Raw genomic sequence first — 14,674 nt, 5'->3', positions numbered from 1 at the left:
AACAGATTAGTCTTATGTAGTTTAATTATCCAAAAAATTGGATATTAGTAGTAAAGTTTTTAAAAACTTTTCTTCAACCCACGGAGGTGGGTTTTGTATGTGTAGCCGGGAATTCTATTCGCCCGATTATTACGCCAGTGTTTCCAGAGAGAAGGAAAAATGACTACAGCACAACAACCAGAAAATAAAGTTCAGCAAGCACGTACTGTAGCAGAGTTAGTGGACTCTATCCAAGCTCTCACCACTGAAATTCAAGAATTGTATTGTTTAGATGAGATCCCTTGGGTTTTAGGCGTGTCTTGGGGAAAAGATTCTAGTACAGTATTGCAGCTTGTATGGAATGCGATCGCTACTCTTCCTCCAGAAAAAAGAACTAAAACTGTATATGTAATTACAACCGATACTCAGGTAGAAAATCCTGTAGTGTCTGCTTGGGTTCGCAAATCCTTGCAGAATCTCAAAGTAGCTGCTAAAAAACAGGGGATGCCAATTGATCCACATTTATTACAACCAGTAATTGAAGACACATTTTGGGTAAATCTTATTGGTAAGGGATATCCAGCACCTCGTAACCAGTTTCGCTGGTGTACACCACGTTTAAAAATTAATCCTGCTAATCAATTCATCCGTGAAATAGTTAGAGCTAACGGTGAAACAATTCTTGTATTGGGTACTCGCAAAGCAGAAAGCTCCAAACGTGCTGCCACAATGAAAAAGCATCAAGTTGATCGAGTACGCGATCGCCTAAGTCCTAATGCCAGCCTACCCAACTCCTTAATCTATACCCCTATTGAAGATTGGAGTAATAACGATGTCTGGATATACCTGAATCAGTGGGATAATCCTTGGGAACAAAGTAATAAAGAATTATTTGCTATGTATCGAGGTGCAACAGCCGATAATGAATGTCCACTAGTTGTTGATACTTCTACTCCTAGCTGTGGTGATTCCCGATTTGGCTGCTGGGTTTGCACACTAGTGAATAAGGATAAATCAATGGAGGCGATGATCCAAAATGATGAAGAAAAAGAATGGATGCAGCCATTATTAGATATCCGTAATGAACTAGATATTAAAGATGATCGAGAAAAAAGAGATTTTAGAAGAATTTGGGGAGACGTTCAGCTTTTTGAGCGAAATAAAGATGGAAAACATTCTGTTGAACCAATACCTGGCCCTTATACCAAATATTGGCGGGAATATTGGCTCAGACGATTATTAGAAGCGCAAACACAAACCCGTCGTACAGCGCCAGAAAATATGCGCGATATCACCCTAATTACTCTCGAAGAAATGAGCGAAATTCGCCGTATTTGGCTAGAAGAAAAACATGAATTTGATGATAGCTTACCCCGAATTTATCAAGAAGTGACTGGGGAAGAATTTCAAGACCCCCGTCCTGGTGCTGACTATAGTCTACTAGGTCGTGATGAATGGGCTGTGTTAGAAGAAATCTGTGCAGATGATAGTATGCACTTGGAACTCATGGCTAAACTTTTAGACACAGAACGCCAATTTCGGAAAATGTCCCGTCGTGTGGGAATCTACGACACCCTTGAAAAATGCTTTGCTACAAGTTCGCGTTCTAAAGATGAAGCAGTTAAAAATGCTCATTTAAAGCGGGATTTGAAAACAGCAGCTGAAGAAGGCGATATTGAAAAGGTCAAGCAGCTAACTTTAGCAGATTTTGCCACACCCGATACACAAGCGATGTCTAACGACAAACCGCTACGCGTTTACGCGCCTGATGCACAAGTTGAGGCAGCAAACCTGACAAAATCTGATGCCCAGACAAAGACTTGGGGAAACATGAAATTTAAAAAATAGGTACATAGTCCTTTAAGTCTGTGTCTCATCGTCATCTCCCAAGTAAAGCCTGATAAACTCTTCTGCGGCGGCTGGATTAATTTTATTCAGATTAAAAATCGCAGTTGTTATACAGATTAAACCCGTCTACGTGGGTTGAACATAGATTAATGATATTTCTTGAACTCGTTCTACAAAACTTTGGCCCCTACGCTGGGAGACAAGCAATCAATCTTGACCCAAGAAATGAAGAAAACCCCCGCCCAATTATTCTATTAGGTGGGATGAATGGTGGCGGAAAAACTACTCTCATGGATGCTATACGCCTTGCTCTATACGGACAACGCGCCCAATGCTCGACTCGTGGTAATTTGAGTTATGTTGATTTTTTGAATCAATGCGTTAATAGTAAAGCTCACCCGGCTGAAAAAACCCGGATTGAATTACTTTTTGAACACATTGAAGACGATAAACCAATAAAATATCGTGTTGTCAGAACTTGGGAAAAAAACCCTAAAGATGGTAAAGATATACTAGGTATTTTAGGGGATGATGATACCTGGCCTGTTGATTCTCTGGTAAATATCTGGGACGACTATATAGAAAATCTTCTGCCATTAGGAATTTCTAATTTATTTCTCTTCGATGGTGAACAAGTAAGAAACCTTGCAGAACAAGAAACACCACCACAAATTGTTATTGAAGCAATCCGCGGACTTTTAGGCTTAGAGTTGGCTGATAAGCTAGCAGTTGATTTAGAGATTTTGGTCAATCGCAAACGGAAAGAAAATGCTGATACTAAAGATTTAGCTAATATAGAACAAATTGAACAAAGACTAATACAACAGCAAGAAGATTATCAAGTTATAGAAAAAAAAATATTAACTTGTAAAACTCACATCGAAGAGTTAGAAACTATACAAAGAGAAGCATTAGATAAATTCGTTTCTGAAGGTGGTAAAATTGCCGCAGAACGCAATCAGCTAGAAGAACGACAAAAGGAAAAGACTACCGCATTAGAAAATATTAGACAGTCATTATCTGAATTAGCTACTGATATTTTACCATTAGCGCTAATTCCTAATTTACTGAGTCAAGTGCAAGCACAGGGAGCAAAGGAATTTCGCTATCAACAGGTACAGTTGGCTAAAGATGTCTTACTTGAGCGAGATAAACGCTTACTTCAATGGCTTAATGAATTAGCAGTTGCTTCAGAAAACGTTGATAAAATTCAATCTTTTTTAGCTGAAGATGCTGATAATTTATATACAGGTTACTCTCAAGCAGAAGCACCTTGGTTATTAGCTGATGAGGATAGCTTGAGCCAATTAGATAAGGTGAAATATCATTTACAAAATGCTCAAATTTCTGCAAGACAACAATTATCTAATATTGCAAGTCTAGAAGAGGAACTTGTTGTTTTAGCAAGAGAAGTTCAGACAGCAGCAGAACCAGAAGCCTATCAAAAGGTGCGTGATGCTGTGGAAGAAGCACAAAATCAGGTTGCTCAAGCTAAAGCTAATTATGAAACTACGCGGCGTAGTTTAACAGAATTAGCAGATACTATTGAAAAAACAAAAAAAGAATTAAAAGAATATACAGAGAAAAATATTGATAGTAAAAATAGAGAGCATATCATTAGTGCAGCAGCTAAAGTTCAAGAAACACTAAAGGTTTTTAGAGAAAAATTAACTCTTAAAAAACTTAATAAATTAGAAGAAGAAGTAAAAAATTGTTTCCTTTACTTACTGCACAAATCTGATTTAGTGTTTCGCATTGCCATTGATACTAAAACTTTTAGCCTATCTCTTTTCGATTTTGATGGGAAACCAGTTCCCAAGCATCGTTTATCAGCAGGCGAAAAACAACTACTTGCGATCGCATTCCTCTGGGGTTTAGCCAAAGTCTCTGGACACCGCCTACCAGTAGCAATCGATACGCCGCTAGGTAGACTAGACTCCTCTCACCGCAGTAACTTAGTTGAACGTTACTTTCCATCCGCCAGCCATCAAGTAATTTTGCTTTCCACCGACACTGAGATTGGAAAGAAAGAAGTCGAAACACTGCGAGAAAATGAAGCGATCGCCCGTGAATATCTCCTCAAATACGACTCCGCCAGCCGCCAAACAACTATCCAACCAGGATATTTTTGGTAGGAGATATTGTTTGTTAAAAAATTGAGCCATGTCTAACGACAAGCCCTTCTCTACAAGAGGCCGCGCTAACGGGTTCGGGAGTGACGCTCGTTCGCCTTTGGCGTCTCCCCTTGGGAGAAGACTCGTTAAGGCTTCGCTATCGCAAGACACTCCTGCGTCGCTAACGACGGGAACCGCCTTCTCTTCGAGAGGCTTCCGCCAACGCGCAGCGTCTCGTAGAGAAGACTGCGACTCCCTCACCGCTACGCGTCTACGCAATTTTTTGAAGTCTATATATACAATATATCTAACGACCTTACCACTAACTAAAGATATAGTTTACAATAAATTTTGTTACATTATGGCATCCTCAAAAAATTAATTATATGTATATACGCAGTTGGTATAATTATTTATCACTAAATATAGCTCGTTTGGTAGTTTCATTACTTAAGTAAGAAAGTGTATACATTACTCGTGTAAGATAAATAAGCTGATAACCTCAGCGATTATATCAAGTAAAAATATAGTTCTATTAGATATGCGATCGCATATCTTTTTAAAATGCCAAACTCCAGCTTGAAAGATGACCCATTATGGTTTAAAAATGCAATTATCTACGAACTAGGTGTTCGGACATTTGCTGACAGTAATGGTGATGGTATTGGTGATTTTCAAGGGCTGACAGAAAAACTAGACTATTTACAAGATTTAGGTATTACTGCCATCTGGTTGTTACCTTTTTTTCCATCACCACTCAAGGATGATGGTTACGATATTGCTGATTACACTAGTGTCAATTCTATCTATGGCACGTTGGAAGACTTTAAAGCGTTTTTGACAGCTGCTCATCAACGGGGTATCCGTGTAATTATTGAGTTAATTATTAACCATACTTCTGACCAACATCCTTGGTTTCAAAGAGCACGTCGTGCCCCAAAAGGGAGTCAGGAGCGAGATTTTTATGTTTGGAGTGATACTCCTGAAAAATACCAAGAATCGCGAATTATCTTCCAAGATTTTGAGACATCTAACTGGGCTTGGGATTCAGTTGCCAAAGCTTATTGCTGGCATCGTTTCTATTCCCATCAGCCTGATTTGAATTATGACAATCCTTTGGTGCGCGAGGCAGTATTTGATGTTCTAGATTTTTGGTTGGAGATGGGTGTAGATGGACTACGTATGGATGCTGTACCTTATCTATACGAACGGGAAGGAACGAACTCCGAAAACTTACCCGAAACCCATGCGTATTTGAAGGAGTTGCGATCGCACATCGACGCGAAATTTTCTAACCGGATGTTACTAGCTGAGGCGAACCAATGGCCTGAAGATGCAGCTCAATATTTCGGTGAGGGGGATGAGTGTCACATGAACTTTCATTTTCCCCTAATGCCGCGTTTGTTTATGGCAGTGCGGATGGAAGATAATTTCCCGATTGTGGATATTCTTCAGCAAACTCCATCCATTCCTGATAACTGTCAGTGGGCATTGTTCCTCCGCAACCATGACGAACTGACTCTAGAAATGGTGACAGATGAAGACCGAGATTTTATGTATGGGGCCTATGCACAAGACCCAATGATGCGGGTAAATTTAGGCATCCGCCGCAGATTAGCGCCGCTTTTGGGCAATGACCGCCGCCAAATTGAGTTACTCAATAGTTTACTGTTATCTCTACCAGGAACCCCCGTACTTTACTACGGTGATGAAATTGGCATGGGAGATAACGTTTATCTAGGCGATCGCAATGGTGTTCGCACACCTATGCAGTGGAGTTCTGACCGCAACGCTGGTTTTAGTCGCGCCAACCCGCAACGCTTGTATCTACCCGTCATCGTTGACTCAGAATATCACTACGAAGCACTCAACGTTGAGGCACAACGGACTAATAGCAATTCTCTCTGGTATTGGATGAAACGTTTAATTGCTACTCGCAAACGGTTTCCGGCATTGGGTGAAGGGCGTTTTGAATTGGTACAGTCTAATAATCGCAAAGTTTTTGCCTTCAGCCGGATCACGTCTGAAGAAGATGTCTTGGTAGTAGCAAATTTATCTCATTATGTGCAAACGGTGGCGTTAGATTTATCAACCTTCAATGGACTACTACCAGTAGAAATTTTTGGTTCCACTGAGTTCCCACCGATTACAGAATCGCCCTATTTCCTCAGCTTAAGTCCTTACGGGTTTTACTGGTTCACCTTACAACGTAAATCTAGTTCAACTCAACCCCCTAAACCCCAAGCAGACTTAGTAACTCTGCTGGTAAATGGTTCTTGGCAGAATGTGATTGGGCAACGAGAGTCAAAAAGCATTCTAGAATCAACACTACGGGACTATCTCTATACCTGTAGCTGGTTTGGCGGCAAAACTCAGACTGTACAATCAACACAAATCATTGAAGCGATTTCTTTACCCTATAACCAGCAGATAGCTCAAATTGTTTGGTTGCAGGTAGATTATATCCAGGGAAACCACGAAACTTATCTGTTGTTTCTCGCCTATGCAGAAGGTGAGCAAGCAACACATCTTTTGGCAGAAATGCCGCAAGCTGTGATTGCGCGACTTGGGGTGCAAGGTAGAACAGACACTCCTCCACCCAATACTCAAGAAGTTGGAATTTTATTTGATGCTTTAGCAGACAAGAACTTTCTTACCTCACTGCTAGATGATGCGATCGCTAATCATCACTCTTATAAAGGGATAACCGGAGAATTATTTGGCACTACTACTGATTCATTCTCCGAATTGCGCGGACAGTTAACCAATAGTGAGCCGACTGTCCTGAATAAAGAAGAACAAACCAATACTTATATAGTTTATGGCGATCGCTTGTTGTTAAAACTCTTCCGCAAAGTCGAGGAGGGTTTGCACCCAGATTTAGAAATCCGGCGTTTTCTATACCAGAAAAAACGCTTGCAACACTCAGTTTTCCTAGCTGGTGCTTTAGAGTACCGCCGTGCAAATAAAACAGGTAATAAAACTGCCCAAGCCACGACTATAGGCATATTACAAGAGTTTATTTCAGATATCCGCAGTGGCTGGGACTATACTCTTGATAGCTTGCAAAAGTACTTTGATTTAGTGACCACAGAACACGCCACTATTACCGAAGTGCCTCTGCCATCAGGTTCTTTGTTGGATTTACAGAGAATTGAGATTCCAGAATTGGCAATTGCAACTATCACTTCTTATCTGCAAAGTGTTGATCTGTTGGGTAAATCCACAGCTGAATTCCATATAGCGCTGGCTACAAATATAGATAGCTCAGACTTTGCTCCAGAATCTTTTTCATCACTTTATCAACGTTCGATATATCAAAGTGCACGTAACTTAACTGGACAAGTATTTCGGTTGTTAAAAGAACGAGCAAAGTACTTGCCAACCGATACTCAACCATTAGCATTAGAAGTTCTTAATAGCCAACAGAAAATCTTAGAACGCTTTCAGTTGGTTGTCGGGCAAAAAATTACTGCATTGCGTACTCGTCATCATGGAAACTACCATTTATCGCAAGTATTTTACACAGGAAAAGAGTTTATTATTCCTGATTTTGAAGGCAAAGCAGATCGCAGTTTCAGCGAACGACGCATAAAGCGATCGCCTCTACAAGATGTAGCAGGAATGTTGCTATCTTTCAACTACGCAGTTAACGAAGCTCTCCACTATCAAAAAGAATCTGGGATGATCCTGCCTGAAAATTTACCCCTTATAGAACAATGGGGACAATTTTGGTATACCTGGGTCAGTACTAGATTTTTGAATTCTTATTTAGAAACTGCTAATCAAGAATCTTTCCTTCCAAAGACAACAGAAGAACTAGATGTGCTGCTTTTTGCCTATCTTCTAGAGCAAGCGATTGATGCAGTAGGCGATGAACTAAATAATCACTCTGATCGGGTAGAAATTCCACTTAAATTTATTCTGCGATTACTGAGTGAAACTGCTTAAACAGTTTTTCCTAGTAAGAACAAACTGCAAGAAATAATTTTAGGAGGAAGAAAAATGAGTAACAAAACTGGTGAACTGACAAGAACAATTTTTTGGAAAGGCAATGCAGAAGAATTTTTAGGGAAGTATTATAACTTACAATTTATTCCGAGAGTAGGTGAAGAAGTACAATTAAAAAACAAAACATGGCTAGTGAAGAGAATTATTTATACTCCTGAAATAGATGACATAACTATCATTGTGGAAAATAAATAGTTTCACCTGAAATGGTTATGGTTGTTGAGCTATACGTACCAGTTCGGTTTCATAGAAAGTCGGCGGGAAACTCCACCCAAGAGAGGATAGAGAGGGATAGCCGCCCGCCGACTGATTTAGTTGTTCTTGTAACGCGTCTGCCTTTAGCCCCAGCACGCCAGCAAGTCCCATTTTCTCGCTCAAAATAGACTCAGTGAAAACGGAACCTTCGCTTTTAAAGTTACGTTGCCACAGCTTTGCCAGGAAATATCCCACCAAATAAGAGTTAGGTAAACGGGCATCTTTGCCAACATATTTATTCTTTTCTCGAATGACAAACTTGCACGATGCTAAAGCTGTGAACTCAGTGTATGTCCGCAAGAGGTCTATTGTTAATTAGGTGAAAGCATAATGTAGAGTATTCCTTTAACCTTTAATCATGGAATCCCCAATCGAAAGAATTAAACTCTCCCAAACAGCCAAAGACCAACTTACCAAACTCAGACGCAGCACCAAAATCGACCAATGGAATATTTTATGCCGTTGGGCGTTTTGTCGTTCCCTCGCAGAACCAACCGCACCCTCCCCCGTCCCAATTCCCCAAGATAGCAACGTCGAAATGACTTGGCGCGTTTTTGGCGGTGAAATGTCTGATATACTCCTCCTCGCCCTCAAGCAACGCTGTCACAATGACGGCTATCCCACCGACAAAGAAACCCTTGCCACCCAATTCCGCTTACATTTGCATCGCGGTATTGGCTACATAGCAGGCGATCCAAATATCAAGAAAATTGAAGATTTAATTGAACTGGCTGTTAAACCTTGAAAGAATATTAGCTGCTGGCTGTCTTAATTACGAATTACGAATTACGTTAGCGCAGCGTTAGCGACGCAGGAGCGTCATTACGAATTACGAATTATTTTTATGCCTGAAACGCTAGAAATCGAGCGTCATAGAGCTGCGATCGCTCGTACTGATTTATCTCGCCCCGTGCGATTGGCAATAGAATGGGCAATCCTGAATCAAGACACCACTTTTTTTGACTACGGTTGCGGCTACGGTGGTGATGTCCAGCGAGTAAAAAACTTAGGTTACACTAGTGCAGGCTGGGACCCTTATTACTATCCCGATGTACCACGCACCGCCGCCGATGTAGTCAACTTGGGCTATATCCTCAACGTCATTGAAGACCCAGAAGAACGCCGTCAAAGCCTGATCCAAGCCTGGGAACTCACTGGGAAAGTTTTAATTGTCGCGGCTCAAATCCTGATTAACGCACCCAGCAAAAGGCAGCTTGCTTACAATGATGGGATTGTGACGCGCCGCAACACTTTTCAGAAATATTACGAACAACAAGAACTTAAAACTTATATTGATGAAGTCCTAAATGTAGATGCAGTGCCGATCGCACTAGGCGTATACTTTGTTTTTCGAGATGAAGCTGAAAAAGAAAGTTACAAAGCTATCCGCTTCTTTTCTACCACCTCTACACCGCGAGTCCGCATCCCCACCAAGCGGTTTGAAGATTATCAAGAACAGCTGCAACCACTCATGGCTTTTTTTACCAAACGCGGTAGACTACCTGCCAAAGGCGAATTGGAAAATGAACAGGAATTACTGAGCGAATTTGGTAACTTTCGCCGCGCCTTCGGTGTAATTTTACAAGCTACTGATGAGACTGAATGGGACGCGATCGCTTACCGTCGTTCTCTCGATATCCAAGTTTATCTCGCCCTGACTCACTTTGATAAACGTCCTGCATGGCAGAAGCTAGCGCCAGAAATGCGTCACGATATCAAAGCCTTTTTTAGTAGCTACGAGGAAGCTTGTCAAGTAGCTGACCAAAAACTTTTCAGCTTAGGTAAACCTGGGGTGATTCAAACTGCGTGCGAAAAAAGCAAAATTGGTAAACATACGCGCGGTGCCCTTTACGTCCATGTTTCCGCACTTGCAGCACTTGATCCCGTACTACGAATTTGTGAAGGTTGCGCTAGCCGTACTATTGGGCGTGTCGATGAAGCTACATTAATCAAATATCACACTGATAAGCCGCAAATATCCTATCTGTCTTACCCCGAATTCGACACTGATCCGCATCCGGCATTAAAAGCCAGTATCGGTATTGATTTAAAAACCCTGTTCATAACTCATCGAGACTACGAAACTAAGGCAAATCCGCCGATTTTACACCGTAAGGAAACATTTGTTACCAGCAACTACCCACGCTACGAAGAATTTGCTAAACTCACTCAACAAGAACAGCAATTAGGGTTGCTCAAGGACAAAAGCGACATCGGCACGCGTGAAGGTTGGGAAAAATGCCTTGCTGCCCACAGGGTAGAAATCAGGGCACATCAGGTTTATTCAATTAAGGAAAATTAAGGAATAATCACACTGTTAGAGTATTGCTGATATGTATCTTAAATAAAGTAAATCTTAGCAAGTTTGTGTGCTTACAGGAAATTAGACAGTAGTTATGGCAAGATAACTGCAATTCAATTAAATAAAAAGGAATCTTCAATATTGTGCAAGTAAATAAATCGCTGCTACGAATTTTTGGCAGCCCGAAGATGGGAGCTTTGTTATTTCTTGGCTTTTCATCAGGGTTGCCGTTATATTTAACCAGTCAAACATTACAAGCATGGTTGACCAAAGAAGGGATTAGCTTGGCAGCGATCGCCGCTTTTAGTTTAGTAAAGCTGCCCTATTCTTTAAAATTTCTCTGGTCGCCTTTACTAGATAGATTTGTACCGCCTTTTTTGGGGCGGCGTCGAGGTTGGCTGGTAATTACACAGATAGCATTACTGTCAACTATAGCTGTCATGGCTCTACAACACCCATCCCAAGGGCTACAACCTTTAATAATTGCTGCTGTGGCCGTTGCCTTTTTTAGCGCCAGCCAAGACATTTTAGTTGATGCTTACCGCACTGATGTAGTGGAAGTAGAAGAAAGAGGTGCTGGAGCGTCTATTTACTTGTTGGGTTATCGCGTTGCCATTCTCGTAACTGGTTATGTCACCTTATTTTTGGCAGACAGAATGCCTTGGCAAGCTGTTTACTTGTTGATGTCGCTGTTGATGCTCGTAGGCTTGGTAACTTCTATTTTTGCACCAGAACCAGTTCTACGCGATCGCCCGCCTCAGACTTTATCCGCCGCCGTCAAATTACCTTTCATTGAATTTTTCCAGCGTCAGGGCTGGCTACAAGGACTTTTAATCCTGATATTCATTGTGATCTACAAGTTGGGGGATTCTTTACTAAAGAATGTATCCACCCCATTTTTGTTAGATAAAGGTTTACATTTTACTCAAACCGACATCGCATTTCCTGGTGCGCTGGGAATTTTCGCCACTATTATTGGCACTTTGGCAGCAGGAGCAGTAATGACCAAAATTGGTGTTAATCGATCCCTCTGGATATTCGCCATAATGCAAGCTGTCGGCAACTTGGCTTTCTTTGCGTTAGCAGTAGTAGGTAAAAACTTCTATCTAATGTTAGCTGCCGTTAATATAGAACAATTCTGTGCTGGTTTAGAAACAGCTGCTTTTGTAGCATTTTTGATGAGTCTTTGTAACCAAAGCTTTTCAGCTACACAGTACGCTTTACTTTCCAGTTTGCAGGCTTTTAGTAGAGATATTCTTACGGCTCCAGCAGGTACATGGGCGCAAACCACCGGCTGGTCTACATTCTTTCTACTCACAGCAATAGCTGCTTTGCCGGGATTACTATTATTGCCATTCTTTGCCCCTTGGAATCCAAAGCCAGTGGTAGTATTATCCAGACCAGGATTAGAGAATGAAGACGAGGATATATGGGGAATCAAGTAGTTATTGCTGTCGGCACATTCATCCTCTTACTCACTGGTTTATTACTTGGGTATGTTCTGTCGCAGTTAGTTCTAGGATTTCTAGCATTTAACCTCCTAACTTTTTTCGGAACACTTAGCCTAATTTTAATTTTTGGTACACTTTATTACGTTTTATTTTGGCAGTTGCGAAGAGAACAATCCCGACCATCAACTCCATCAACCATAAATGAAGGGATACCAACCCAGGTAGAGCAGGGTTTATCTGATAGCTATCTCAAAAACAGGCTAATTGCTAAATTATCTGGTGACACTGCTGCTGCCGAACGGTTAATTGAACAGGCAAAAGAGACTTATCCTGGAATGCCGGAGAATTGGTATTGCGAAAGAGTACTTGATGATTTGGAGAGCGATCGCCAGCGGGAGTAGGGGGACAAGGAGAATAACAATGCCCAATTCCCCATGCACAGAAAATTGCTAAAATAAATCAAGAATACTTCACAAATCTTCAGCTAGGTTCTCATAAAAGTTCCTAGCTTCTTGCAATTAAAATATGGCTATTTTTCGTCAATACATCGCTCCGCTGCTTGCGGTATTGGTATTTCTCTTTGCCCTAGTTGCAGTCAGCGCCCGGATCTTTTTACCGTCCGATATGGCAGCACCCGCACCAATTGAAGAGGTAGAGGTAACTTCTCAACCTACTCCAACTGATTTACCTCCAGCAGCACATAACGCGAGCTAGCGAAGTCAATAAACATTAGCAGTGTCTGAGCAACTATTACCTGGATATATTATTCGCCGTGGCTCCCTTTCGGAGCGATCGCTGCTGTTTAAATTCATGCAGCGAACTTACCAGGATCTCTTTCCCAATGAGGATTTTTCCCACTTAGAGCAAACAGTTAAGCAATACTTCTCCAGCGATACGCCCTTGTGGTGGGTAGAAGAGGAAGGGGAGCAAGGGAGTAATAAAAAATCTGTTTCCTCTGCCCCCCATCCCCCGATCGCCTGCCTCTGGGTGGGCAATGCTATAGATCAAGTACATGGGAACCGTCATGCTCACATCTTTATCCTCTACGTTGTACCAGAACATCGGCGACGGGGTATTGGTACAGCCTTGATGCAATATGTGGAAAATTGGGCTATTCAAAGAGGCGATCGCCAAATTGGTCTGCAAGTGTTTCAATCAAACAAACCCGCATTGAATCTTTATAATCAGTTAGGTTATCAAACCCAATCCTTATGGATGGTAAAATTCCTGAGTGCAGAAAAATAAACTCAAGGATAGCGATAACATACTGTAGCACCTGAGTTATAGAGGTTCTCGTTTGGATAAAACTCAACGAGGAAGAAAGGAAAATGTATAAGAACCCAACTAATATATATAAAGCTTTAACTTATTAGCGCGGGGGATTATGTGTTAATCCCTTTTCGGGATTGAAATCAAATTATGTATGACAAAGACGATCTAAGCCTACTCGATATTGAGGAGGAGCTAGAAAGCCCCTTAGATAAAATAGAGCCGCTAACTGCCGAATCAGTTGTGGCAAAGCCCGATCCAGAAGTGATGCTAGCCTTGCTGGAAAATCCCCAGCCCCAGCAAAGAATGTTAGCGGCACGTGCTTTTTGTGATATTGAAGATGCGCGTGCTACCCCCCATCTGATTCGCCTGTTAACTGATACCTGTCCCTTAGTGCGGGTAAGTGCAGCTTATGGCATCGGACGCAATCCCAGTTCAGAGGCAGTGAGTCCGTTAATTGCTCAATTAAACAGTGATTGGAATGGCTATGTGCGTAAAGGTGTTGTTTGGGCTTTAGGAAACTGTCGCGATCGGCGTTCTTTAGCACCTTTAGCAGACGCTCTAAGAACCGACATTTCCGCAGTGCGTTTGTGGGCTGCTAGTGCCTTAGCACAGATGGCAGAAGTCGGTTACGAAGCAGTTATAGGGGCAATACCACCATTAATCGAAGCCTTAGTCCAAGATCCCGTAGCAGCGGTGCGGAGTAACAGTGCTTGGGCAATTGGTCAACTGTGCCGCGAATTGCCTTCTAATGTAGTTTATGCCACAGCGATCGATGCCTTAATTCAAGCCTTTGCCGAAGATCAAGATTTGGGAGTCCGAGAAGACGCCAAAGCCTCACTATTAGGAGTGGGCGATCCCCGTGGCTTGCAGCTGATTGAAACCCTAGAACAAGAAGGGTGGTTTTGATTTGGGCATGGGGCATTGGGCATCGCTTATTCTGCTTGTCCCCTCATCCACTTCCCCAAACCTTACTGTCCTTCAGCTACAGGTTTGACTAAATTTAAGTCATAAGGGCGCTCAGTATCATCCTCACCCAAATATTCACCATTTTGAATTTCCAGAATAACTAGCGGAATATGTCCAGGATTTTCTACCTTATGTAGAGTTGCTGCGGGGACATAAGTTGATTCGTTTCGATTCAGTAAAATTTCTGCATCGCCACAAGTCACCTTTGCCACACCGGAAACTACAACCCAATGTTCATTGCGGTGATAATGAATTTGTGGTTTGATACCATGTCTGGGCTTGATTTCCACACGACTAATTCTATAGGTTTCTCCCTCCTCTATTACCTCTACCTCACCCCAATATCGTGTACCTGAATGTGGAGACAATTCGTTGATATTTAACTGAGTATTATTTTCATTGGGAGTCATAATCAATTTCTCAACCATATAAATATTAGTATTTATCAGTAATTTACCGTAAACGAGATCAAGCCG

Annotated in this window: 13 protein-coding genes; 11 read left to right on the top strand and 2 right to left on the bottom strand. The window is 41.7% G+C overall.

The annotated features are described in order from the left end of the window. The first annotated feature begins 159 nt into the window (after nucleotides 1-159). The 4 genes from dndC (at nucleotide 160) to V7L12_RS23425 (ending at nucleotide 8,147) form a co-directional block, all read left to right on the top strand. Nucleotides 160-1,827, top strand: coding sequence for a DNA phosphorothioation system sulfurtransferase DndC (gene dndC, locus V7L12_RS23440; protein ID WP_335087966.1), 1,668 nt, complete (start codon nucleotides 160-162; stop codon nucleotides 1,825-1,827). A gap of 149 nt (nucleotides 1,828-1,976) precedes the next feature. Then, complete coding sequence (gene dndD, locus V7L12_RS23435) at nucleotides 1,977-3,962, top strand: DNA sulfur modification protein DndD (RefSeq protein ID WP_335087964.1); 1,986 nt, start codon at nucleotides 1,977-1,979, stop codon at nucleotides 3,960-3,962. Between the two features lie 543 nt (nucleotides 3,963-4,505). Further along, entirely contained in the window at nucleotides 4,506-7,892 is a 3,387-nt protein-coding gene (treS, locus tag V7L12_RS23430) for a maltose alpha-D-glucosyltransferase (RefSeq protein WP_335087962.1), read from the top strand. Between the two features lie 54 nt (nucleotides 7,893-7,946). Further along, on the top strand, nucleotides 7,947-8,147 hold the full coding sequence (locus tag V7L12_RS23425; RefSeq protein WP_292870268.1) for a hypothetical protein: 201 nt from the start codon (nucleotides 7,947-7,949) through the stop codon (nucleotides 8,145-8,147). Between the two features lie 15 nt (nucleotides 8,148-8,162). On the opposite strand, the gene V7L12_RS23420 is transcribed toward V7L12_RS23425, so the two are convergent. Continuing rightward, on the bottom strand, nucleotides 8,163-8,507 hold the full coding sequence (locus V7L12_RS23420; protein ID WP_335087961.1) for a hypothetical protein: 345 nt from the start codon (nucleotides 8,505-8,507) through the stop codon (nucleotides 8,163-8,165). 58 nt (nucleotides 8,508-8,565) lie between these two features. On the opposite strand from V7L12_RS23420, the gene dndE reads away from it, so the two are divergent. The 7 genes from dndE (at nucleotide 8,566) to V7L12_RS23385 (ending at nucleotide 14,138) form a co-directional block, all read left to right on the top strand. Continuing rightward, complete coding sequence (dndE, locus tag V7L12_RS23415; protein WP_334821620.1) at nucleotides 8,566-8,952, top strand: DNA sulfur modification protein DndE; 387 nt, start codon at nucleotides 8,566-8,568, stop codon at nucleotides 8,950-8,952. A gap of 99 nt (nucleotides 8,953-9,051) precedes the next feature. Next, nucleotides 9,052-10,509, top strand: a complete 1,458-nt coding sequence (locus V7L12_RS23410) for a DNA phosphorothioation-associated putative methyltransferase (protein ID WP_335087959.1) — start codon at nucleotides 9,052-9,054, stop codon at nucleotides 10,507-10,509. A 143-nt stretch (nucleotides 10,510-10,652) separates the two neighbouring features. Beyond that, nucleotides 10,653-11,954, top strand: a complete 1,302-nt coding sequence (locus V7L12_RS23405; RefSeq protein WP_335087958.1) for an AmpG family muropeptide MFS transporter — start codon at nucleotides 10,653-10,655, stop codon at nucleotides 11,952-11,954. After that, nucleotides 11,939-12,361: an ABC transporter permease gene (locus tag V7L12_RS23400; protein WP_334821616.1), complete on the top strand. Its 423-nt coding sequence runs from the start codon at nucleotides 11,939-11,941 to the stop codon at nucleotides 12,359-12,361. Before V7L12_RS23405 ends, V7L12_RS23400 begins: the two co-directional genes overlap by 16 nt. Before the next feature lie 124 nt (nucleotides 12,362-12,485). Further along, nucleotides 12,486-12,674: a hypothetical protein gene (locus tag V7L12_RS23395; RefSeq protein ID WP_334821615.1), complete on the top strand. Its 189-nt coding sequence runs from the start codon at nucleotides 12,486-12,488 to the stop codon at nucleotides 12,672-12,674. Nucleotides 12,675-12,695: 21 nt separating this feature from the next. Then, nucleotides 12,696-13,205, top strand: coding sequence for a GNAT family N-acetyltransferase (locus V7L12_RS23390; protein WP_335087956.1), 510 nt, complete (start codon nucleotides 12,696-12,698; stop codon nucleotides 13,203-13,205). Between the two features lie 174 nt (nucleotides 13,206-13,379). Then, nucleotides 13,380-14,138, top strand: coding sequence for a HEAT repeat domain-containing protein (locus V7L12_RS23385; protein ID WP_335087954.1), 759 nt, complete (start codon nucleotides 13,380-13,382; stop codon nucleotides 14,136-14,138). Between the two features lie 62 nt (nucleotides 14,139-14,200). Here V7L12_RS23385 and V7L12_RS23380 read toward each other — a convergent pair whose 3' ends face one another. Further along, on the bottom strand, nucleotides 14,201-14,608 hold the full coding sequence (locus tag V7L12_RS23380) for a phosphomannose isomerase type II C-terminal cupin domain (RefSeq protein WP_335087952.1): 408 nt from the start codon (nucleotides 14,606-14,608) through the stop codon (nucleotides 14,201-14,203). Between the last annotated feature and the right edge of the window lie 66 nt (nucleotides 14,609-14,674).

It is taken from the genome of Nostoc sp., from assembly GCF_036918245.1.
In the GTDB taxonomy this organism is placed as follows: domain Bacteria; phylum Cyanobacteriota; class Cyanobacteriia; order Cyanobacteriales; family Nostocaceae; genus Nostoc.
The sequence above is the reverse complement of the archived record's forward strand: the minus strand, read 5'-3'. Positions and strand labels throughout refer to the sequence as shown.

What these genes read in the sequence shown, in the direction of transcription:
- treS (WP_335087962.1), top strand. Translation starts at nt 4,506, where the DNA reads ATGCCAAACTCCAGCTTGAAAGATGACCCATTATGGTTTAAAAATGCA.
- V7L12_RS23385 (WP_335087954.1), top strand. Translation starts at nt 13,380, where the DNA reads ATGTATGACAAAGACGATCTAAGCCTACTCGATATTGAGGAGGAGCTA.
- dndC (WP_335087966.1), top strand. Translation starts at nt 160, where the DNA reads ATGACTACAGCACAACAACCAGAAAATAAAGTTCAGCAAGCACGTACT.
- V7L12_RS23380 (WP_335087952.1), bottom strand. Translation starts at nt 14,608, where the DNA reads ATGACTCCCAATGAAAATAATACTCAGTTAAATATCAACGAATTGTCT.
- V7L12_RS23425 (WP_292870268.1), top strand. Translation starts at nt 7,947, where the DNA reads ATGAGTAACAAAACTGGTGAACTGACAAGAACAATTTTTTGGAAAGGC.
- V7L12_RS23410 (WP_335087959.1), top strand. Translation starts at nt 9,052, where the DNA reads ATGCCTGAAACGCTAGAAATCGAGCGTCATAGAGCTGCGATCGCTCGT.
- V7L12_RS23395 (WP_334821615.1), top strand. Translation starts at nt 12,486, where the DNA reads ATGGCTATTTTTCGTCAATACATCGCTCCGCTGCTTGCGGTATTGGTA.
- V7L12_RS23400 (WP_334821616.1), top strand. Translation starts at nt 11,939, where the DNA reads ATGGGGAATCAAGTAGTTATTGCTGTCGGCACATTCATCCTCTTACTC.
- dndD (WP_335087964.1), top strand. Translation starts at nt 1,977, where the DNA reads ATGATATTTCTTGAACTCGTTCTACAAAACTTTGGCCCCTACGCTGGG.
- dndE (WP_334821620.1), top strand. Translation starts at nt 8,566, where the DNA reads ATGGAATCCCCAATCGAAAGAATTAAACTCTCCCAAACAGCCAAAGAC.